We start from the raw sequence: 20,478 nt of genomic DNA, 5'->3' as shown, positions 1-20,478 counted from the left end.
ATTTATATTGAATCGTCTTTGAAAAGTAAACCCCCTAATCAATATTTACCCATCGTAGTTCAATGCAACTGACGGCTCGTCCAAGAGGATGCATTCAGATTCACATCACCTGCGTAGCCCATTTATGCGGCAGCAGTTCGGCGATGTCACGTGCACGCTGTGTTGGCAGTCGAGCCAGAATGTCTTTCAAGTAAGCATATGGGTCATGCCCGTTGAGCTTCGCCGACTGGATCAGACTCATCAGCACCGACGCGCGTTTGCCGCTGCGCAACGATCCGGCGAAGAGCCAATTCTTGCGTCCAAGAGCCCATGCCCGGATCTGTTGCTCGATGTGGTTGTTATCAATAGGCACCGCGCCGTCATACAGATAACGTGACAATGCTGGCCAGCGTTTCAGGCTGTAATCCAGAGCCTCGGCAATGGCCGCGCTATCATGCACAAGCTCACGCTGGGCGATCATCCAGGCGTGCAGCCTATCCATCACGGGGACGGCTTTTTCTTGCCGTATTCGTCGCCGTAAATCTGGCTTCAGGTCGCGGATCTCACTTTCGATTTCGTATAGCAACTGGATAGAGTGCAGTACCTGCTCTGCGAGCGCGCTCTTGTTCGTGGCATGCAGGTCGAAGAACTTGCGCCGGGCGTGGGCTATGCAACCGATTTCTGTGACGCCCAATGCGAAACTGGCCTTGTAGCCACCAAAATCGTCGCACACCAGTTTGCCTTTCCAGTCTTGCAGGAAGTTGCGCGCATGCTCGCCCGAGCGGCTTGGGCTGAAGTCGTACACCACTGCGCTGATATCGGCTGATGCGGTGGTCGCGTAGGCCCAGACTTAGCCACGATGGGTTTTCTTCGCGCCCGGCATGAGCACCTGTACCTGTGTTTCATCGGAGTGCACCACGCGAATGCTTGGCCAGTGGAACCTACCCTGATTCAACCGGCGAGCCGCCAGCCAGATACCCAAGCCGTCGTGGACTAGAACCTTCATGCGAGTGGCACGACGGTTGGCAAATAGATAAGCACAGTGCGGCTTCGCCGCACCAAACACCGCAATCACCCTGGCTAACGCGGTTTCGGTGACCGCCGCACTGGTCGCATGGATCGGCCGCGCTGCGCTGGGTAGTTTCGAAGTCTGGCAGCAGGCATTCGAATCCGCACGACCTTACCTGCGGTGGTGGCGCGCCCTGCTCTACGAAGCCCTATTTGCGCTCTGGTGGGACCTGCTTCGGCGCTACCGACATCGACCACAGGATCGACTGCGCGTGAAACGCATCGAAGCATTAGGGCTCGCGCTCTTTACATGCGTCGAACTCACAATAGGCGGCAGGTTCCTTGTACCACCGCGTGGTTATCCCAGTCAGGGCTTCGATCTTCCTTTCCATACGGCCAACAGCGGCAGCCAGCTCGTTACGTTCTTTGGCGAACGGGTCGGCTCGGGCCTCGGCTTCTTTGCGGGCCTGGCGTTCCGAATCGAGCAGTTCGTTCAGCCTGCGGACGGTGCCGATATCGGCGTTGTCCATCGCGCGGTCGGTCGCATCCTGGGAGAGGAATTTCCTCAACCAGAGGAAGCCACCCAGTAGGGTTCTGCCCGTGCCGCCCAGCCAGGTAGCTGTGCCTGGGCCGAGGTCGGTCGGGTCCATTGTTACTCCAGAAATGAAAAAGGCCCGCCGATATGGCGAGCCTGGGATTGGGTGCAGTTGGCTGGAGCAGATATCCAGCTCTATTGGGCCGGATCGCCTGTTCATGTACCCCGTCCGGAATTTAGTAAAAGCCCGGTGTTGTCACGGAAATTGCGCGTTGGCCATACCGACTTAAGTTGACGATGCCCAGCCCCGTTAATTCCACGCCACCTTCCCTTCGAAATTCCCTTGTGACCGGTTTCTACATGCATCCTTAACCCACATCATGCTATACCATCAGTATTTCGGACTTGTAAGCTGACAGGAATTTCGAACTCTTGCCGGCTGCAAGCTGGCGATGGCCTTTTCGAAGAGAGCTTGGAAAAATGGTTGAGGAGCCAAAAATGCACATGATCGCGACCGAGGAGGCTTTCGCCACTCCGGAATATCTGGAAGCTCTTGGCAAGTTCGCTTCGACGAGCACTTCTGACAACGTGCGCTATGCCGCCTATTTCCAGACGAAGCCGGAAGCGGCCAGAGGTCTTTGCGACGTTGAAACGCGTCTCGCAAACATGGATGCGAACGGTGTCGATATGCACCTCATGTCGTTGACGAGCCCAGGTGTTCAGCTATTCGACGCCGACCTTGGGACGAGTTTGGCCAAACAAACGAATGATTATTTGGCCGGCTTGATCCGGCAGTATCCGACGCGCATTGCCGGTTTGGCCGCCATTGCGCCACAGGATCCCGTGCGGGCTGCTGACGAGGTCAAACGTGCAATGACCGAATTGGGAATGCACGGCATTATCATTAATTCGCACACAAATGGAGAATATCTGGACGAACGGAAGTTTGATCCTATTCTCGAGGCAGCCCAGCGCTGTCAGGCTCCTGTCTATATTCACCCGACCTTTCCGTCCGGCGACATGTGCAAACCAATGATGCCCTATGGACTTTCTGGCGCGATATGGGGATTTGCCGCCGAAACTGGCCTCCATGCCACTCGCATGGTGTTGGGGGGAGTGTTCGATCGGTTCCCCGAACTACAGGTCGTTTTGGGCCATATGGGCGAGTCATTGCCCTTTTGGCTATTTCGCTTCGACAACATCTACAAAATGATGATGTCCCAAGGTCAGGTTCCGCCGGGCATGGTCAAGCTGGAGCGAAAGCCGAGCGAATACATTAAATCGAACATCCATATCACGACGAGCGGAATGTTCTGGGATCAAGTGCTCAAATTTGCGATCGAAGCTCTTGGCGCAGATCGTGTCATGTTTGCGATCGACTATCCCTACGAATCGTCGGAGATCGGTGCCGAATGGATACGCAACGCACCGATTTCCGCAGAGGAAAAGGAGATGATCATGTCCGGCAATGCGCAGCGGCTGTTCAAGATCAAACCATAGGAATCTCGGAGGACCAGGCGGCATCGTCAACTTAACGGAATCTGGAATTTGATGCGCGATGGCGGGCGATGACAGAAAATAACCCACTCTATCATCGCCACCGCTTTCCCGCTGACTGTACCTTCACCCAAACCAATCATCCGTGTTTACAGAGAGCCGAAAGCTAGTAAGTCGATCACCGCGCCATGTAAGGGTGACCGACAAACTATACAGTCGGATCAGCCTCGTAGTGGGAAGAAGCCGTATCTCCCACTCTTTCTGCTTTTCGTGAAGTGCTGATAATTCAAATGAGGGATGAGCGCTATATCAGGATCCTTGTTCTCTAATACAATTACTTGAGAATCTTTGAACCTGCTTGTCCCAGTCAACTGAGAGGAACCCTCAAAAAAGCTGAAGCCAGCAAATTTTTTTCATCATGAATTTCGCACTATCTGTAGAGAGTTTTTTATCTTGACAATCGATTTTTCCTAGGGAAAACAGACGATAAGACAGTTCATAGACGCTACCTACAAAAAGTACAGGCTGGTATCATTATCATTTCATGCCGAAGGGCTCAGGCCCCGACGGCATGGCCTCTATCTCGGAAGATCAGTTCCGAGATGTGCCTGGGGCAAACTCTAAACAGCAGTCACTTGGCAATATCAATTTCGATTTGATCGGCGTCCCAGGCCAGCATCCGGGACACTTGCGCGATATCGTTAATTGATTTAATGCGCAAGGAGTCTAAGTCGCTATTGAAGAGCGCGCTCAGAAATAGCGGATGCAACGCCATTTCGACAAATCGTCTGCCTATCTCAATTGCCAAATTTTCGGAGATGGCTTGCTCACCTGATGCTAGGACTTCCGCAACGCTCTTGATCCCCTCGCTGAGTCCCCGCTGATATGCATCACGAGTCAACCGTGGAAAATGCATGGTTTCTGCAAGTATCATTTGCATAAGTCTAATCACGAAATTGGTGAGGTTTGACTCAACCAGCACTTCTCCAACTTTCACTAGCTTGCTTTCAACGGTTCCTTGAATCTGCCCAGACGTAACCGGCTCATAAAATTTATCAAGACAGCTCTGAACTACAGCGTCGAACAATACTTCTTTCGTCGGAAATCGATTATATAAAGTAGTCTTACTTACACGTGCGTTCTCAGCCACCTGATCTTGCGCCGTCCTGCTAAAACCTTGATTTAAAAAAAGTTGAGTGGCCGCATCTAGAATCCGCAAATTTATTTCTGCGACGTTTGAAGCCTTGGGCCTTCCAAGCTTGGGCCTAGGTATAGGCCTGTCATGATTATCATAATCTTTACCGCTCATTTTGTCCCCTTTCCAGCCTCTGTGAGATGTAAAAAACGAATTATGCCATATGTGCAGATCATCTACCTGTCAGCGGTCAGCAGGCAATAGGCTGCCTGCTGACCGATATCGCCGACCCCACAACCATAGCCCTTGACAGATAATGGTACTGAGCTGTATCTTTAATGCGACCTAGAGTGATTGCTCCGTGTTGAAAACCTCTTAAACGCCGGCGAAGACCGTGCGTATATTTGAAAAATTAGGGTCAGATGACGACTGCTTTGGATTGCTGCATCTGCACACATGGATATCCATTTGCAAAATTGAAGCTTGCGTAATTGCTTGAATCAAAAAGCCGGCGGCTGTTTCAATAACTTAACTGAGATAATCCTGTGGCAGTCATAATTCAAAAAGAATGGTATCTATCACGTCTAGCTGTGATCATTCAGGTGACGATGAAGATAACCCATCACTCCATGATTATTTCTCAACAAACACATATACCTCAGCTCTGCCTTGAATGCGCAAGAGTCAATAAGGTTTTTTTCCAAAATCGACTAATCCTGTCTGATCACCTCTCCATCCTTTCAGGGCCAACAAACTATCCCGAGCTTGCGAAACGTGTCAACGCGCAGACCATTCTGAGAGAACCATTTCAAACTCTGCCAAATGATAGTAACGACGTTCTCTGCCATCTTAGCGAGTTAATAGCTCAATTAGCATTTGGCGAGCGGGTCTTAGATGAACTTGGTTTAGCTGCTCACCTTTCAAAAAACTCCACTTCTAAAGAAGAATTATGGTGGATGCGGGACGAACACGCTACGTATGCTAGGCGTTTATTCGAACTGCAGCGTTGTTATTTACACACGTTACTTGCTAAGACCGATGGTTTAAAAAATGAGAAGTAACTTAACGGAAAGTGCGTGCCACTCAACGCAAAACGTCATCCCTGCAGATTGCATAACGAACACGTCTTACCGTCGCATCATCTGCGAACACTGCGATTCGCTGTTCGAATCTGTAGCCTTGGGCCATGGTCAAAAAGCCGAATGCACGCGTTGTGGCGCGGTGTTAGAACGTGGCCATCGCTTGAGCATCCAGGCGCTGTTTGCGCTCGCTCTGACCGCGGCCGTGCTGTTCATGCTCGCCAATACCTTTCCAGTCATCACCATAGGCATGGAGGGCCTGACCAACCAGGCTACCCTACTGGCGTCGGTGGAAGCTTTGGCACAGGGTCGCATCACTCTAATGGCCGCGGTCACCGGACTAACTATCATTCTTGCACCGCTGCTGCAGATATGCCTGTTGTGCTGGCTGCTCGGTTTTGCCACGGCCGGACGCGCAGCACCTGGCTTTCGCCGGTGTATGCGGGCACTGGAACACCTGCGCCCGTGGAGCATGCTCGAAGTCTGTCTGCTCAGCATCCTGGTGGCGATCGTCAAGCTGGCGGGCATGCTTGACGTGCACTCCGGCGTCGGGCTTTGGGCGCTGGGCATGGTCACGGTGCTATTGATACTGATCTCAGGCAAGGGCATTCGCCGGCTCTGGGATGACCTGGAAGGAAAGCTGCGATGAGCTTTCCGGCGTACGCGCGGCAATTGGGCTTGGTGCTCTGTCATACCTGCGGGCACATCTGTCAGGCAGGCGAAAACCAGTGCCCGCGCTGCCACTCCACTGTTCACGCACGCAAGCCCGACAGCATCGCCCGCACCTGGGCACTTTTGATCACCGCGCTAATCCTGTACATCCCTGCCAACCTGCTGCCAGTGATGCGCACCAATATGTTTGGCAACGTCAGCGAGAACACCATCATGAGCGGTGTCATCGAGTTTTGGCATGGTGGCTCGTGGGACATAGCTGTGTTGATCTTCTTCGCTAGCATGGTTGTGCCCTGCATGAAGTTCATGAGCTTGGGCATGCTGCTGGTGACCTGCCAGCGCAAAAGTCGCTTTGCCATGCGCGAGCGCGCGCGCTTGTATCGATTAATAGAGTTGATCGGCTATTGGTCGATGCTCGACGTACTGGTCGTGGCTCTGGTGGCCGCACTGGTGCAGTTCCGCTCCCTGAGTTCCATCGATCCTTTGTTGGGTATCGTGTTTTTCGGTCTGGTGGTGGTGCTCACCATGCTGGCCGCCATGAGTTTCGATCCCCGGCTCATCTGGGATGTAGAGGTTGAAGATGTCTGATAGTCCACGCTCCACCCCTGAGTCTCCTGCCGCTGCGCCGGTCGTCAAGACGCGTCGTTTCAATGTCTCGCTGGTGTGGATCGTGCCGATCATCGCCAGCCTAGTCGGCGCCTCGATGCTTATCAGCGATGTTCTCAATGCCGGCCCGCAGATCGAGATCAGCTTCCAGACCGCCATGGGCATTGAGGCCAACAAGACCCAAGTCCGATACAAGAACGTGGTGATCGGCCAGGTGACTGCCATTGCGCTCAGCGATGATCGCAGCCACGTAGTCGCCAATGTCGACCTGAACAAATCCGCAGAAGGCTTTACCGCAGAGGACTCGGTGTTCTGGGTAGTACGCCCGCGGATCGGCGCCAACGGCATTTCTGGCATGGATACCCTGCTCTCCGGCGCGTTCATCGGTGCCGACGCCGGCAGCGCCGAAGCGCGCAAGAAAGAGTTCGTGGGTAAAGAAACACCGCCGCCGATAACCTACGGTGAACAGGGCAAGCGCTTTACCCTGCATACCGAGGATCTAGGTTCGCTGGACATTGGCTCGCCGGTCTACTACAGGCGTATCGAAGTGGGCCAAGTTATTTCCTACCAGTTAGCCGAGGATGGCAAGGGGGTCGATGTGGAGATCTTCGTCCATGCACCCATTGACAAGTTCGTCACCACGGACACGCGCTTCTGGAACGCAAGCGGCATAGACTTGACCGTGGGTGCCAGCGGCCTGAAGGTCAACACCGAATCTCTGTCGACGATCTTGGCTGGCGGCGTCGCGTTCATAGAACCCAAATACAGTCCCAACGCGACACCGGCCACGGAGCGCTCGCGTTTCGACCTGTTCTCCGACCAAGAAACCGCGCTAGCGCCGCCTGACGGTGATCCACGCTACATCAGCATGAATTTCAACCAGTCTCTGCGGGGGCTCACGGTAAATGCACCGGTGGAGTTCATGGGCGTCAATATCGGTCGGGTGGTGTCGGTCAACCTGGACTATGACGCCAAGACCAAGAGCTTTCCAAGCGTGGTTGGCGCCGTGATTTACCCGGATCGCCTGGGCAAGGCACACGAGAAGCTGCTCAAGCAGATGGGCACAGAGGAAGATGAACGCTGGGCTCAGCTACTGTCCGCTTTCGTTAAGCAAGGCCTACGCGCCCAGGCACGCAGCGCCAACTTGATCACCGGCCAGCTGTATATATCGCTGAGCTTCATCCCCAACGCGGCTCCCGTGGTCTTCGACACAGCGGCCCGGCCGCTGCGTATACCTACGGTTCCCGGCAGCTTGGACAAGGTGCAGGAACAACTGCAGGCCGTGGTCGATAAGATCAGCAAGCTGCCGCTGGACGAAATCGCCAACAACCTCAATGGCACTCTGAGCGAGATGCAAAAAACCTTGCGCCAAGTCAATTCCGACGTTCTGCCGCAAGTGCGAGGTACGCTACAACAGACCCAGAAAACGCTCGCTGCGGCCAACTCGACGTTTGCCGAGGACTCGCCCGAGCGCCAGCAACTCAGCCAAGCAATGAACGAGGTACAGCGCACAGCGCGCTCGGTGCGCGTACTTACCGACTTCCTCAGCCGCAACCCCGAGGCGCTAATTCGAGGTCGCACCAATCAAGGGGAGCCGGACGCCTACCGCAGCCCTGTTAGTAATTCACGTGAAGTCCAACCGGAAGCTCAACCATGATCAAACGCACCTTGATGCTAGCCGCGAGCATGGGCATGAGTGCGTGCAGCTCGCCGGCAGCCCATTACTACACGTTGCAGGACGCCGCTCCAAGCGCCCCGACGCGCTTGGCCAAACCGCCCTTCCAGTTCGAAATGCTGGGAGTGCATATGCCGGTTCAGGTCGACCAACCGCAATTGGTTGTGCGCCAGAACCGCGGAAACCTAGTGATTCTGGAAAACGATCGCTGGAGTGCGCCATTGGCGGACGAGTTCCACGATGCCCTGACGGATCGCCTAGAGCGCCACCTGGGCACTCGTGACATAGCCGGATTGCCAAAGGACGCACAACGCCCGGTGCTGTCATTGCAAGCCGATGTGCGGCGCTTCGACTCGCTACCGGGCCAATATGCCTTGGTCGATGTGGTATGGAGCCTGGGAATGCGCGGGGACTCGCAGCAGCGCCGTACATTGACCTGCGCAAGCCAAATCCGTGAAACAGCAGGGATAGAATTGAACAGCCTCGTGATAGCACACCAGCGAGTTATCGATCAATTGGCAGCGGAGATCGCGATCACTGCTGGAGCGTGGGCGCGTGGCACCGGCGCCTGTCCTAACTGAGAACGCTGTGCGATTCAGGATATCGATCTCGATTCCTTAATATCCTTAATGCATATCCGTGGACGCTCCAATCGAGTGAGTGTCCGGACACCAACTTGAATATGCCGAGTAGACCAGACAAGCAGATGTCCTGTCCGGCCGGTTAGGCTCTAAAACTCACTAGAGGCCTCATCAGTCTGGGAACGACTATGCCACAACTCTCACGGCATCGTTATCTGCGCTACATCGCAATTCTCGGCAGCCGGTATAGTCACGGCTCTAATGCAGTAGATGCGGTAACATATGGTGTTGACCGCCTGATAAACGCAAAAACTGACTAAAGCTTGCAAAAGCTTGCACATCGATTACCACGTTGAAATGTTGCGAGCACATAGCGCAAATTCCCAATGGTCAAGCATGCTTCCAGAGGACACGCTGGCGCAGCTATCGTAGTAAAATTCATGGAGCTGATTACCGTTCCACTTTGAGATGCTCTATGAACTCTGAATTAACTGAAGAAGAAATGCGTCGTGCTCTATTCGGTACGCCTCAGCCCGAAGAGCAGGTGCCCGCGACTCTAGTAAATGATCCTGTAGAAGAAATTATGCTCGCGAAGCCGATGGTCGCTCCAGCAGCGAAGAAGAAAGTGGCGAAAGCATTTACGCCTAGGCTGAGGGTCACGCTTCGGGTTGGGAACGAGTTTGAGGGAAAAATGATCGAGTTGATTCACGAGGCCGATACGTTGAGCTCGTTGCTTGCTGAGCAGGAGGCTGTGAAGGCTGCCAGGAAGAAGTACAAGTACGTGGACGTAGTATCGGTTAAATCGATGTAGACGACGCGACTGGGCCAGATCTGCTGAAAGCTGTGTATTTGCTCTCATTTGGCTACTCATTTGCAACCGACCTCGGTAGACGCTGATAAATCGAGATCGTATTTGCGTTCCAATCACTTCTTTTCTCCGCGACTTAGCCTCGATACGGTAATCAAGCTCGCTACATGGTCAGTGCCTGTATCGAAATAAAATGACGTAGCGTGTTTCGTATTCTTTACTGCTGAGCCCTATTCGTCAGTTGGATGCTAGACCCATAACCAAATGGGCTATCCACATGCCAACTGTATTTTGCCGAATCTGCTGTTTGCTCGTACTGACCACGCTCAATAGTGGCAGCTATGCCGCATCTGCTCATGAACAGGATCAGTTGAGTCTGATTTTGCAGCAACTCGACACCATCGAACATCTTGCGGCAAGAGCCCAGACAGCTAGCTCGGCTGAATCAACCGAGCGTTATCACTTCGACTATCCCCTCCTAACTCAAGACATCCAACGCATTCGTCAAGGTGTACAGGGCTATTTGTCCCCCTCTCGAGCGCAACCTCGCGATCCCCGTGAAATAGTCGGTGATTACCGACGTGATATCCCGTCTGCGGAGCCATCGCCATGAGCATGACTGACGCTCAGACCGCGGCCTTTCAAAACGCCTCCGGTTTTTCGACACAGAGCAGTTCGACGCTTTGGATCTCCATAGTTCTGGTCCTGGCGTTGCTTTGGTGCGCATGGGTGATGTGGACGGCTTACCGGGGCTGGGCGACAGGAAGCGTGCGATTTGGTGCCTTCGGCGGCAGCGCTGCGCGCGTACTGCTCACTTTGCTGATTTTGATGTTCTTCACCCTGTCCTAACATCGGAGATCGCCATCATGCTCAAGTGCCTTGTCCCTCTCAAAAACAACCTGCGTGATCGTACAAGCCAACGCTTGATCGGTCTGCTGCTTGTGCTTGGTCCAGGCCTAGCTTTTGCCGAACTACCGACCATGGAGGCGCCTTCCCGAGGCGAAGGTTCCGGGCTGATCGAGACGATCAAAAACTACGCCTACGACGGCGGCATTTTACTAGGTCTACTGATTGCCCTGCTCGCGTTTCTCGGCGTGGCCTGGCATTCCCTGACCGTATTCGCCGATGTCCAAAACCAGCGCAAGACCTGGAAAGACCTCGGCGCGGTAGTCGGTATCGGCGCCCTGTTGGTGGTGATCATCATCTGGTTTCTCACCAAGGCTGCCGCGATTCTGTGAGGTTGGCATGAACGACACTATCGAACGTCTTGCCGACGGCACTTTGGTCTTTCTGCCAGAGCGACTCAATCGTGATCCAGCCGTATTGCGCGGTTTAACCAATGATGAAATGTGGGTAGCCCTCGGCACCGGCGCCGTCATTGGCCTGCTGGTGGGCGTTCCTCTGGCGATCGTCACCGCCTCAATTGCCGTGGCGCCGACCAGCATGATCGCAGGCATGACAGTGGTGTTATTGATCGGGGGCACACTACTGCGTCGCGCCAAACGGGCCCGTCCCGAGACCTGGTTGTACCGCAAGCTCGAATGGATACTCGCCAGCCACTGGCGCCTGAGACGCGGAAGCTTGATTCTCCACTCAGGCGCCTGGACGGTTCGCCGTTCGCGTCGACTGCGCCCTGCCCTGTCCCGGTGGCAGCCATGAGTCGATTTCGAAACAAGGTCGATGCCCAACAGGCCCATATTTTCAGCCTGCGTCTGGCGATAGTGATGCTCGCTCTACTCAGCGCCGGACTATGGTATGGCTGGCGCTCAGCACCGACCGATCTGACCGTGCATGTCCCCCCTGATCTGCGCGCGGGCAGCACGCGCAAGTGGTGGGATGTTCCTCCAGAGAATGTGTATGCCTTTGCCCTGTACATCTTTGGCCAACTCAACCGCTGGCCCTCGGATGGCGAGCAGGATTATCGCCGCGCCATCTATGGCTTGCAGTCCTACCTGACACCTGCCTGCAAGGCCTTCCTCGAAGGCGACTACGAGTATCGCAAGGCCGCCGGCGAACTGCATCAACGGGTGCGTGGCGTCTACGAAATTCTAGGCCGAGGCTACAGTGAAGATCCGGAACTGCGGGTCAAGCAACTTGATCGCGACAGCTGGTTGGTCACACTCGACCTCAACGCTGATGAGTATTACGCCGCCGAACCGGTAAAACGGGTGGTCGTGCGTTATCCGTTACGGGTGGTGCGTTTCGATCTGGACCCTGAACGCAATAAGTGGGGCCTTGCACTGGATTGCTATCAGGGTACGCCGCAAAAAATCTCCCTGCCTGGAGGTGAGCCATGAAGCGGATTTCTACCCTGGGACTTACCCTCACACTGATGCTATGGGGCGCTGCAGCGCAGGCCGTCGAACTGATGCACTGGGAACGCCTACCGCTCGCGGTCCCACTGGTGATCAATCAGGAACGCGTGGTCTTTGTCGATGAAGCTGTTCGTGTCGGCGTGCCTTCCATTCTGAAGGATAAACTGCGCGTGCAATCAACCGGAGGCACGCTGTACCTGACTGGCCGTTCGAGCAACGAGATCGAGGATGCAACCCTGCGTGAGTTGGTCAGCCCGCGCCAGCAATCGATGTCCATGTCGCCCGGACAGGTGTACCAGGACTATGGCTCCAGTGCCCGAGGCGGCTCGATCAATCAGGGGCTCAATAACCTGGCCACCAATACCGGGCTGGCACTGGGTTCCTTCAGCAACTTCCCGGCGATGAATGCACTACGCGCCGCCCTGCCGATGGTGCAGGCTTTCCTGATCATGGGCGTCATCATCAGCTTGCCGCTGATTCTGTTGGTCAGTACCTATCAGCTGAAGACCGTCATGACCGTGACGTTCGCGCTGTTCACCTTACACATGCTGAGCTTCTGGTGGGAACTGGCTCGTTGGGTCGACTCCAGCATGCTCGATACCTTGTACAACCAGGTCTCGGCGTCCAATCAAGTGCTGTTATCGCTGCCCACATCCGGGTTTATGGATGGGACTGTCACCGCGCAGGTGATCGAGTATGTGATGGGGGCGATGTTCATCGTGCTGCCGATGCTGTTTCTAGGGGCCATGAGCTGGGCGGGATATTCAGTCGGCAGCGGGATTCAAGGCATGTTGGCGAATGGTAGCAAAGCAGCAAGTGACGCCGCGAGCAAAGGTACGGATCAAATATTGGGTGCTGCTAAGCGTTCAATTAGATGACTTGCTGTCGCCTATATAATGCCCATTGTCGTCGAACTCACCGATGTAGAGGTCAGCACCTAGGTAGTCTGGCCCTGGGTTTTTCTCTTGTTGATCGGCACCAATAAAAACCCTGAGCCATAGCAAAGTAGTGACAGCCAGCACCATCACAATGAAAGTAACCATCCAAACACTGACAAAGAGCAGCCCTCCGATCATTGCCAGTTTGGCAATCAGAAAGCTCACGAACGTAATCCGAAATTCTTGGAGCCGATACCATTTGCTTTCGGCGCCACGACCTCTTCTTGCCGGCTGCCCAGCACATTGCCCGTACCGACAATCACAGAGAGCCGCTCCCACCCATTGCGCTCTATATTTCGTCCAGTACCGACCACCTCAAGCGAATGGCCTCCGAAGTTGAGCGTCAGTGAAGCTCCGCCGCCGTCATATTCGTTTTGGACAAGCTCGCGCAGGACGTCACTTGCATCATGTCCTGCAACAAACTGCTCAATGAAACTCGAGCCAATCCTGGTTCGGCGGCTCCCGCTGAAATCAGGTGGTACGTATTCGGCTTCTGCTGAGGGTTGATGGATGGGTGCCTTTCCTTGGTTACGTGCAGGTCGGTTAGCCGTGTTGGAATCAGTCGTAATTTCCGACGCCTCTGACTCATCGACTGCCAATAAATCCTTCAAACGTAGCACCTCGCGTTAGGTGGATCGCAGTCTTGGAGTTCACAACTCTTCGCTGGCGTGTAGTGGTTGTAGTGGTCTAATGAAACCGGACACCCATTTAGGCGAGAATGCTCGCCAGAACGAGGTGTCAGATGACCAAACAACGCCGTACCTTTTCCCCTGAATTCAAACGCGAGGCTGCCGACCTCGTTCTCAAGCAGGATTACAGCTTCATTGAGGCCAGCCGCTCGCTTGGTGTCGGCGAGTCGGCTTTGCGCCGATGGGTCGACCAGGTGCAGCAAGAACGCATGGGCGTGACCCCGCAGAGCAAAGCGCTGACCCCGGAGCAGCAGAAAATCCAAGAGCTGGAAGCCCGAATTACTCGCCTTGAGCGGGAAAAATCGATCTTAAAAAAGGCCACCGCGCTCTTGATGTCGGAAGATCTCGAGCGTTCGCGCTGATTGACCAGTTGAGCATCCACGAGCCGGTTGATTGGCTGTGCAAGGTGTTTGAAGTGACCCGCTCGTGCTACTACGCTCGGCGTCTCAGGCGCCGCACACCGGATGTAGAACGCCTTCGATTGCGCAGTCGGGTGAGCGAGTTGTTCACCCAAGGCCGCAGTGCTCCCGGTAGCCGTAGCATCATGGCCATGATGCAGGACGACGGCGAGCAGATCGGGCGATTCAAGGTACGCAGCCTGATGCGCGAGCTGGAGTTGGTCAGCAAACAACCGGGATCGCATGCTTACAAAAAGGCGACGGTCGAGCGGCCCGACATCCCTAATATTTTGAACCGAGAGTTTGATGTGCCCGCTCCTGACCACGTCTGGTGTGGCGATATCACTTACATCTGGGCTCAAGGGAAATGGCAGTATCTGGCGGTTGTGCTAGATCTTTTTGCCCGCCGTGTTGTGGGTTGGGCGTTGTCGGGAAAGCCGGATGCCGACTTGGTCATCAAGGCCTTGGACATGGCTTACGAGCAGCGAGGGAAGCCTCAGGGTTTGCTGTTCCACTCCGACCAGGGCTCGCAATATGGAAGCCGGAGTTTTCGCCAGCGCCTTTGGCGATATCGCATGCGTCAAAGCATGAGCCGGCGAGGAAATTGTTGGGATAACGCGCCGATGGAGCGGGTGTTCAGGAGCCTGAAAACCGAGTGGGTACCGACCATGGGCTACGCGACGGTCCAACAAGCTCAGCAGGATATCAGCCATTTTTTGATGCACCGGTACAACTGGATTCGACCGCACCAATTTAATGGTGGGCTGCCACCGGCTCAGGCCGAGAAAAAACTTAACGTCGTGTCCGGGATTAGTTGACCACTACAGGTTTATCGAACCTAGATTAGGTCGCCCTATAAGTTCCAGCATCCATTCGATCCTACGAAAGGGCATCGTATCGAGCACTTCAAGGAGCAAATGGGAAAAACCTCCTAACTGATCCAGTAGGTGGTGCTTTAGCGTTAGCTCATAAAGCCGAACGGGGACATGTACACGCAAGCTGCCATCTATTGCGCGCGCGTATTGGCTATGGATCGTCAATCGTCGTACCTGACTATGCTCGAATAGAACAATGACACTTTGCCATCATGGTAGCGCCGGTTTGTCTTCTTTATTGCCCTAGACCGATCTTTTTTATCGGTGAGATAAATTCACAGGCATCGCTGAGTAAGCTCGACACGCTCCCGACTCACACCGACCGCACTTAGGATATCCACTCATCTCCATATCGTCTTCCGAACGACCAAAGATTTGCCATAGACGGGTTGTTCGCCCGTATAAGGAGGCGTACCGAATACTAGCCACTGCCATACTTGAGTCCGTCAGAAATCACCATTCGCGATCGCTCGCACACTCGGCGCGAATGAGGGAGGAAAATGGGGCATAACTCGTTTTTTGAGCTAAAACCACCTTGCTGAAGCCCAGTCAAAAAGTTCTTTGGAGAGAGCGACCTTAACTGTATTTACAGGCTTCCGGCTTACCACGCTTCGCGGCGCGACTCAGCATCAACCGCAACCGATCTCCAAATCGGCAACCCTTTAACAAACCTACTCGCGCCTTCTGACTCTTGCACTGATACGAGTTGCCCGGGGGAAACGAGAGTCGAACGCCTTTCAAGTGGCATATCTACAGAGATCCAAGATATTCGTGGGAGTAAATGTGGGAGTATTTTTTAGACATGAAAAAGCCCAATCTTTTCAGATTGGGCTAAGTCATTGAAAAATATGGTCGGGACGGAGTGATTCGAACACTCGACCCCTAGCACCCCATACTATTAACCAGCCGACTCCCACTGCGCACTCAGACAACCCGTTGAAATTCGCCCGGTATGCGGCATGTATGCTTCGGGCGGAGGCGGCGGAACGCCGACCTCTAGCGCATCTAATAAATCCGCCCAATACTGCATCATCCTACGTCTCGGCTCGACGTATTCCGCATGATTGTATGCAGCCCGAATTTGGTTGGTATCAGCGTGTGAGAGCTGCGCCTCAATCCACTCTTCTACAAAGCCAACCTCGTTGAGCGCCGTTGAGATGGTGGCCCTGATGCCATGCCCGGTGAGCCTTCCTTTGTAACCCATACGGCTAATCGCGGTGTTAAGGGTATTTTCACTGATCATTTCCTGCGGTTCGTATCGGTGAACCAGCAGGTACCGCGCACCGCGCGCCCTTAACTGCATTAGCCGCTGCACAATTGTAATTGCTTGGATAGACAGTGGAATCACATAAGGTGGGATCTCATTCCCCTGTGTTCGAACACGACTCCGGAGTTGCTTCACACCCTCCGGCGGCACCAACCAGATCCCCTTGTCGAGGTCGAATTGGTCTGGCGTAGCCGCCCGCAGCTCTCCTGTACGAACCCCTGTCAGCAGCAACAGACGAATACCAAGCCGTGTCGCTTCTGCACACCCATATTGGGTGACGGTCCTGAGCAGTCCTGGAAGTTCATTTATCTGGAGGAAGGGATTATGGCGAACTGGCCGCGGCGTCTCGGCAACGATATCAAGGTCTGCTGCTGGGTTCACATCAACGAGCCCTTCCGCCATGGCAAAACGAAAGATCTGGTTGAGCCAGGTGCGTACCTTTCGAGCAGAGACCAGCGCCCCTCTGCGCTCAATTCGCCTAATGACCTCCAGCACGTCACCCCGAAAAATATCTGAGATCGGAAGATCGCCCAAACACGGCAGCATGTCCTTCTTCAGGTATTTGCTCGCTTGTCCTGCACTGCCCTTCCTACTTTTCGTCAGTTTTTTTCTTCGGAACTCATGCCAGCGACCAGCAACCGCTTCAAAGGTGTTGTTGGCGGCGTGAGAGGCTTTTTGGCGCTCGGCGCGACGATGTGAGCGGGGATCGATATTGTTGGCCACCAGCGCACGTGCAGCCTCTCTCCGCTGGCGAGCCTCCTTGAGACTAACGTCGGGATAGATGCCAAGGGAAATACGCAATTGCTTGTCATGCCAATAGAAACGGAAATGCCAGCGCTTCGAACCCGTCGTGGGCACTTGCAGAGATAAGCCATCCCCATCAGTTAACGTATAAGGCTTGCTGGCGGGCTTGGCTTGCTTGATCGCTGTATCTGTCAGAGCCATCAGACACCTCCTTTTGCATCAAGGAGGGGAATACAACCCAGCGGTAGACGGACCAATGCGAAAATTGATGCGCAAGACATCGTAAAAGGCTGTGCCAGCGGTGTACTTAAATGTGTACTTAAAAACCGTGGCTGGAGATGGATTCCAGTGGAATTCAGAAAACGAAAAAAGCGGCTCAAGGCCGCTATTTCCGTGGCTTCCAGGCGTTCAGTAGGCCTTAGTGGAAGCAAATATGGCGCAGCGGACGGGACTCGAACCCGCGACCCCCGGCGTGACAGGCCGGTATTCTAACCGACTGAACTACCGCTGCGCGTAACACATGAAGCGAATGGTGGGTGATGACGGGATCGAACCGCCGACCCTCTGCTTGTAAGGCAGATGCTCTCCCAGCTGAGCTAATCACCCTTCGTTTCGGTGTGGGCGCATCATACACCAAAAAATCGTAATATCTTGATTTAAATGCACTTTATTTAAAAAAAGATTCATTCACGACTGTTTGCCATATTTCGGACAATAAAAAGCCCGCGATTAAGCGAGCTTTCCGTGGCGACCTGGCGTTCAGCATTCCAGGTAACCGAATATGGCGCAGCGGACGGGACTCGAACCCGCGACCCCCGGCGTGACAGGCCGGTATTCTAACCGACTGAACTACCGCTGCGCGTAACACGTGAAGCGAATGGTGGGTGATGACGGGATCGAACCGCCGACCCTCTGCTTGTAAGGCAGATGCTCTCCCAGCTGAGCTAATCACCCTTCGTTTCGGTGTGGCGCGCATTCTACGGAGCGACCCTGGGTCTGGCAAGCACTTTCTTGAATCTTTTTTTTCAGCGCTTCCAATGGCTTACGCAGGGTTGGCCTGCGGCCATATCAAGAGAATAATGCCCTCCTTTGTATAGAGGAGAGACTCACCCCATGTGGTTCAAGAACCTGCTTATCTATCGCCTGACCCAAGATCTGCCTGTTGATGCCGAGGCGTTGGAAGCGGCCATGGCCACCAAACTGGCGCGCCCGTGTGCAAGCCAGGAGCTGACCACTTACGGTTTCGTCGCCCCTTTCGGTAAAGGTGAGGACGCGCCTCTGGTTCACGTCAGCGGCGACTTCCTGCTGATCGCTGCGCGCAAGGAAGAACGTATCCTGCCGGGCAGCGTGGTACGTGATGCGGTCAAGGAGAAAGTCGAAGAGATCGAGGCCGAGCAGATGCGCAAGGTCTACAAGAAGGAACGCGATCAGATCAAGGATGAAATCATCCAGGCATTCCTGCCCCGGGCCTTCATTCGTCGCTCGTCGACCTTCGCCGCCATCGCGCCGAAACAGGGCCTGATCCTGGTCAACTCGGCCAGCCCGAAACGCGCCGAAGACCTGCTGTCGACCCTGCGCGAAGTGATCGGCACCCTGCCGGTACGCCCGCTCACGGTGAAAACCGCACCGACCGCGATCATGACCGACTGGGTCACCACCCAGAAGCCGGCCAACGATTTCTTCGTGCTCGACGAGTGCGAACTGCGCGACACCCACGAAGACGGCGGCATCGTGCGCTGCAAGCGCCAGGACCTGACCAGCGAAGAGATCCAGCTGCACCTGACCACCGGCAAGGTGGTGACCCAGTTGTCGCTGGCCTGGCAGGACAAGCTGTCGTTCATGCTCGACGACAAGATGACCGTCAAGCGCCTGAAGTTCGAAGACCTGCTGCAGGACCAGGCCGAACAGGACGGCGGCGACGAAGCCCTGGGTCAACTCGACGCCAGCTTTACCCTGATGATGCTGACGTTCGGTGATTTCCTGCCGGCGCTGATCGAAGCGTTGGGCGGCGAAGAGAGCCCACAGGGCATCTAAAGCCATGTGAAGATCAAAATGTGGGAGCGGGCTTGCTCGCGAAGGCGGTGAGCCAGTCAATATATTGGCTGACTGATCCTCCGCTTTCGCGAGCAAACCCGCTCCCACCTTTGATGTGTGTTGACACTTCAAGAATCCAATAACAAGGACATCCCCATGCGCGCACTCGCCGCACTGAGCCGCTTCGTCGGCAATACCTTCGCTTACTGGGTGTTGATCTTCGCGGTGCTCGCCTTCGTCGAACCCGGCTGGTTCATCGGCCTGAAAAGCGCCATCGTCCCGCTGCTGGGCCTGGTGATGTTCGGCATGGGGCTGACCCTCAAACTCGAAGACTTCGCCGAGGTCGCTCGCCACCCGTGGCGCGTCGCCCTGGGCGTGGTCGCGCATTTTGTAATCATGCCGGGCGTAGCCTGGTTGCTGTGCCGGGCCTTCAACCTGCCAGCGGAAATTGCCGTCGGCGTGATCCTGGTCGGCTGCTGCCCGAGCGGCACCTCGTCCAACGTGATGACCTGGCTGGCCCGGGGCGACCTGGCGTTGTCAGTGGCGATTGCCGCCGTCACCACCCTCCTCGCCCCGCTGCTCACGCCGGCGCTGATCTGGCTGCTGGCATCGGCCTGGCTGCCGGTGTCGTTCATGGAGCTGTTCTGGTCGATCCTGCAGGTGGTGCTGCTGCCGATCATACTCGGCGTGCTGGCGCAACGCGTGCTCGGCGCGCGGGTGCGCCATGCGGTGGACGTGCTGCCGCTGGTGTCGGTGATCAGTATCGTGATCATCGTCGCCGCAGTGGTGGCTGCCAGCCAGGCGAAGATCGCCGAGTCGGGCCTGCTGATCATGGCCGTGGTGATACTGCACAACAGTTTCGGCTACCTGCTGGGCTACTTTACCGCGCGCGTGTTCAAGCTGCCGTTGGCGCAACGCAAATCGCTGGCACTGGAAGTGGGCATGCAGAATTCCGGGCTGGGCGCGGCACTGGCCAGCGCGCACTTCTCGCCACTGGCGGCGGTACCGAGCGCGTTGTTCAGCGTCTGGCACAATATTTCCGGGGCGTTGCTGTCGACCTACTTCCGCCGCATGAGCGAGAAAGAAGACCGTCGTCTGCTGGAGGACGCGCCGCAAACTTGATCGCTCGATCAATCTTCGGCACTCTACCGAGCTTCGCGGGGACGACCTCGCGACGCTGTCAAAGCGCCGAATCCGGGGACGACCCCGCCTGAGAAAGCGAGGTCATCATGTCCTGGATCATCCTGTTTTTTGCCGGCCTGTTTGAAGTCGGCTGGGCCGTCGGCTTGAAGTACACCGACGGTTTCAGCAAACCACTGCCCACTGCCCTGACGATTGCCGCCATGGCCATCAGCCTTGGCTTGCTGGGCCTGGCCATGAAGGAACTGCCGCTGGGCACTGCCTACGCCATCTGGACCGGAGTGGGTGCGGTGGGCACGGTGATTGCCGGGATTATCCTGTTTGGGGAATCCATGGCGCTGTTTCGGCTGGCGAGTGTGGCATTGATTATCTGCGGGCTCATTGGCCTCAAGATCTCCACCTAAGCCATTGCCGCTATCGGGAGCAAGCCCCCTCCCACACGTGGAATGCATTTCAAATGTGGGAGCTGGCTGGCCTGCGATGAGGCCCTCACTGCCGACACA

At 55.3% G+C, this 20,478-nt stretch carries 21 protein-coding genes, 4 tRNA genes and 4 pseudogenes; 19 read left to right on the top strand and 10 right to left on the bottom strand.

The annotated features are described in order from the left end of the window. Positions 1–100: 100 nt before the first annotated feature. Positions 101–1,045, bottom strand: a pseudogene (tnpC, locus tag RHM60_RS25210) (IS66 family transposase). A gap of 4 nt (positions 1,046–1,049) precedes the next feature. Between tnpC and RHM60_RS25205 the strand changes: the two are divergent. After that, a pseudogene (locus RHM60_RS25205) lies at positions 1,050–1,313 on the top strand (hypothetical protein); the annotation flags it as partial. Here RHM60_RS25205 and RHM60_RS25200 read toward each other — a convergent pair. Next, the gene (locus RHM60_RS25200) at positions 1,278–1,637 is read right to left on the bottom strand and encodes a chemotaxis protein (RefSeq protein ID WP_311132831.1); all 360 of its coding nucleotides are present in this window, start codon (positions 1,635–1,637) and stop codon (positions 1,278–1,280) included. The pseudogene RHM60_RS25205 and the gene RHM60_RS25200 overlap by 36 nt on opposite strands. 383 nt (positions 1,638–2,020) lie before the next feature. On the opposite strand from RHM60_RS25200, the gene RHM60_RS25195 reads away from it, so the two are divergent. Beyond that, positions 2,021–3,022 (top strand): amidohydrolase family protein, encoded by a 1,002-nt coding sequence (locus RHM60_RS25195; RefSeq protein ID WP_052958924.1) that lies wholly within the window; start codon positions 2,021–2,023, stop codon positions 3,020–3,022. A 628-nt stretch (positions 3,023–3,650) separates the two neighbouring features. Here the strand turns inward: RHM60_RS25195 and RHM60_RS25190 are convergent. Then, positions 3,651–4,328: a TetR/AcrR family transcriptional regulator gene (locus RHM60_RS25190; protein WP_052958919.1), complete on the bottom strand. Its 678-nt coding sequence runs from the start codon at positions 4,326–4,328 to the stop codon at positions 3,651–3,653. Between the two features lie 371 nt (positions 4,329–4,699). Between RHM60_RS25190 and RHM60_RS25185 the strand changes: the two genes are divergently transcribed. The 13 genes and pseudogenes from RHM60_RS25185 to RHM60_RS25125 form a co-directional block, all read left to right on the top strand. Then, entirely contained in the window at positions 4,700–5,215 is a 516-nt protein-coding gene (locus tag RHM60_RS25185; RefSeq protein ID WP_185753854.1) for a hypothetical protein, read from the top strand. Then, positions 5,205–5,882, top strand: coding sequence for a paraquat-inducible protein A (locus RHM60_RS25180; protein WP_080943314.1), 678 nt, complete (start codon positions 5,205–5,207; stop codon positions 5,880–5,882). The genes RHM60_RS25185 and RHM60_RS25180 overlap by 11 nt, the downstream gene beginning before the upstream one ends. After that, positions 5,879–6,493 (top strand): paraquat-inducible protein A, encoded by a 615-nt coding sequence (locus RHM60_RS25175; RefSeq protein WP_046035965.1) that lies wholly within the window; start codon positions 5,879–5,881, stop codon positions 6,491–6,493. The genes RHM60_RS25180 and RHM60_RS25175 overlap by 4 nt, the downstream gene beginning before the upstream one ends. Next, entirely contained in the window at positions 6,486–8,168 is a 1,683-nt protein-coding gene (locus RHM60_RS25170) for an intermembrane transport protein PqiB (protein ID WP_046035964.1), read from the top strand. Before RHM60_RS25175 ends, RHM60_RS25170 begins: the two co-directional genes overlap by 8 nt. After that, positions 8,165–8,767, top strand: coding sequence for a PqiC family protein (locus tag RHM60_RS25165; RefSeq protein ID WP_046035963.1), 603 nt, complete (start codon positions 8,165–8,167; stop codon positions 8,765–8,767). Before RHM60_RS25170 ends, RHM60_RS25165 begins: the two co-directional genes overlap by 4 nt. Before the next feature lie 475 nt (positions 8,768–9,242). Then, positions 9,243–9,578 carry a hypothetical protein gene (locus tag RHM60_RS25160; protein WP_046035962.1) on the top strand — a complete coding sequence of 112 codons (336 nt, stop codon included), beginning with the start codon at positions 9,243–9,245 and terminating at the stop codon, positions 9,576–9,578. A gap of 274 nt (positions 9,579–9,852) precedes the next feature. Next, positions 9,853–10,188: an RAQPRD family integrative conjugative element protein gene (locus tag RHM60_RS25155; protein ID WP_080943315.1), complete on the top strand. Its 336-nt coding sequence runs from the start codon at positions 9,853–9,855 to the stop codon at positions 10,186–10,188. Next, entirely contained in the window at positions 10,185–10,424 is a 240-nt protein-coding gene (locus RHM60_RS25150; RefSeq protein ID WP_046035961.1) for a TIGR03758 family integrating conjugative element protein, read from the top strand. The genes RHM60_RS25155 and RHM60_RS25150 overlap by 4 nt, the downstream gene beginning before the upstream one ends. A 17-nt stretch (positions 10,425–10,441) precedes the next feature. Next, the gene (locus RHM60_RS25145; RefSeq protein WP_046035960.1) at positions 10,442–10,813 is read left to right on the top strand and encodes a TIGR03745 family integrating conjugative element membrane protein; all 372 of its coding nucleotides are present in this window, start codon (positions 10,442–10,444) and stop codon (positions 10,811–10,813) included. Positions 10,814–10,820: 7 nt separating this feature from the next. Beyond that, on the top strand, positions 10,821–11,234 hold the full coding sequence (locus RHM60_RS25140) for a TIGR03750 family conjugal transfer protein (RefSeq protein ID WP_046035959.1): 414 nt from the start codon (positions 10,821–10,823) through the stop codon (positions 11,232–11,234). Next, a complete protein-coding gene (locus RHM60_RS25135; protein ID WP_322213167.1) occupies positions 11,231–11,872 on the top strand; it encodes a PFL_4703 family integrating conjugative element protein in 642 nt (213 codons plus the stop codon). The genes RHM60_RS25140 and RHM60_RS25135 overlap by 4 nt, the downstream gene beginning before the upstream one ends. Continuing rightward, positions 11,869–12,063, top strand: a pseudogene (locus tag RHM60_RS25130) (DUF3438 family protein); the annotation flags it as partial. The gene RHM60_RS25135 and the pseudogene RHM60_RS25130, both read left to right, overlap by 4 nt. Positions 12,064–12,084: 21 nt before the next feature. Continuing rightward, a pseudogene (locus RHM60_RS25125) lies at positions 12,085–12,768 on the top strand (conjugal transfer protein TraG N-terminal domain-containing protein); the annotation flags it as partial. Here the strand turns inward: RHM60_RS25125 and RHM60_RS25120 are convergent. Both RHM60_RS25120 and RHM60_RS25115 read right to left on the bottom strand, forming a co-directional pair. Then, a complete protein-coding gene (locus tag RHM60_RS25120) occupies positions 12,757–12,993 on the bottom strand; it encodes a hypothetical protein (protein WP_322213166.1) in 237 nt (78 codons plus the stop codon). The pseudogene RHM60_RS25125 and the gene RHM60_RS25120 sit on opposite strands and share 12 nt — an antisense overlap. Beyond that, positions 12,990–13,439: a hypothetical protein gene (locus tag RHM60_RS25115; protein WP_322213165.1), complete on the bottom strand. Its 450-nt coding sequence runs from the start codon at positions 13,437–13,439 to the stop codon at positions 12,990–12,992. The genes RHM60_RS25120 and RHM60_RS25115 overlap by 4 nt, the downstream gene beginning before the upstream one ends. Positions 13,440–13,570: 131 nt before the next feature. Here RHM60_RS25115 and RHM60_RS25110 point away from each other — a divergent pair. Beyond that, positions 13,571–14,733 (top strand): IS3 family transposase gene (locus RHM60_RS25110; RefSeq protein WP_322212274.1). Its coding sequence is split into 2 segments (ribosomal slippage): positions 13,571–13,823 and positions 13,823–14,733, totalling 1,164 coding nucleotides; the frame shifts between segments, so codons are not numbered across the junction. A 955-nt stretch (positions 14,734–15,688) separates the two neighbouring features. Here the strand turns inward: RHM60_RS25110 and RHM60_RS25105 are convergent. The 5 genes from RHM60_RS25105 to RHM60_RS25085 all read right to left on the bottom strand — a co-directional run bounded on the left by RHM60_RS25105 (position 15,689) and on the right by RHM60_RS25085 (position 17,755). Next, positions 15,689–17,002 carry a tyrosine-type recombinase/integrase gene (locus RHM60_RS25105; RefSeq protein ID WP_322213164.1) on the bottom strand — a complete coding sequence of 438 codons (1,314 nt, stop codon included), beginning with the start codon at positions 17,000–17,002 and terminating at the stop codon, positions 15,689–15,691. A gap of 233 nt (positions 17,003–17,235) precedes the next feature. Continuing rightward, positions 17,236–17,312 (bottom strand) — tRNA-Asp (locus tag RHM60_RS25100). Between the two features lie 19 nt (positions 17,313–17,331). Beyond that, positions 17,332–17,407, bottom strand: a tRNA-Val gene (locus RHM60_RS25095). A gap of 176 nt (positions 17,408–17,583) precedes the next feature. Continuing rightward, a tRNA-Asp gene (locus RHM60_RS25090) sits at positions 17,584–17,660 on the bottom strand. Positions 17,661–17,679: 19 nt separating this feature from the next. Further along, a tRNA-Val gene (locus RHM60_RS25085) sits at positions 17,680–17,755 on the bottom strand. 159 nt (positions 17,756–17,914) lie between these two features. Here RHM60_RS25085 and rdgC point away from each other — a divergent pair. The 3 genes from rdgC to sugE all read left to right on the top strand — a co-directional run bounded on the left by rdgC (position 17,915) and on the right by sugE (position 20,379). Continuing rightward, positions 17,915–18,835, top strand: coding sequence for a recombination-associated protein RdgC (gene rdgC, locus RHM60_RS25080; protein ID WP_322213163.1), 921 nt, complete (start codon positions 17,915–17,917; stop codon positions 18,833–18,835). Between the two features lie 156 nt (positions 18,836–18,991). Continuing rightward, positions 18,992–19,957, top strand: a complete 966-nt coding sequence (locus tag RHM60_RS25075; RefSeq protein ID WP_209980700.1) for a bile acid:sodium symporter family protein — start codon at positions 18,992–18,994, stop codon at positions 19,955–19,957. 107 nt (positions 19,958–20,064) lie between these two features. Continuing rightward, entirely contained in the window at positions 20,065–20,379 is a 315-nt protein-coding gene (sugE, locus tag RHM60_RS25070; RefSeq protein WP_003237114.1) for a quaternary ammonium compound efflux SMR transporter SugE, read from the top strand. Positions 20,380–20,478: the final 99 nt, after the last annotated feature.

Source organism: Pseudomonas sp. MH9.3 (assembly GCF_034354675.1).
GTDB lineage: Bacteria > Pseudomonadota > Gammaproteobacteria > Pseudomonadales > Pseudomonadaceae > Aquipseudomonas.
This window is presented reverse-complemented; position numbering and strand designations above follow the sequence as displayed.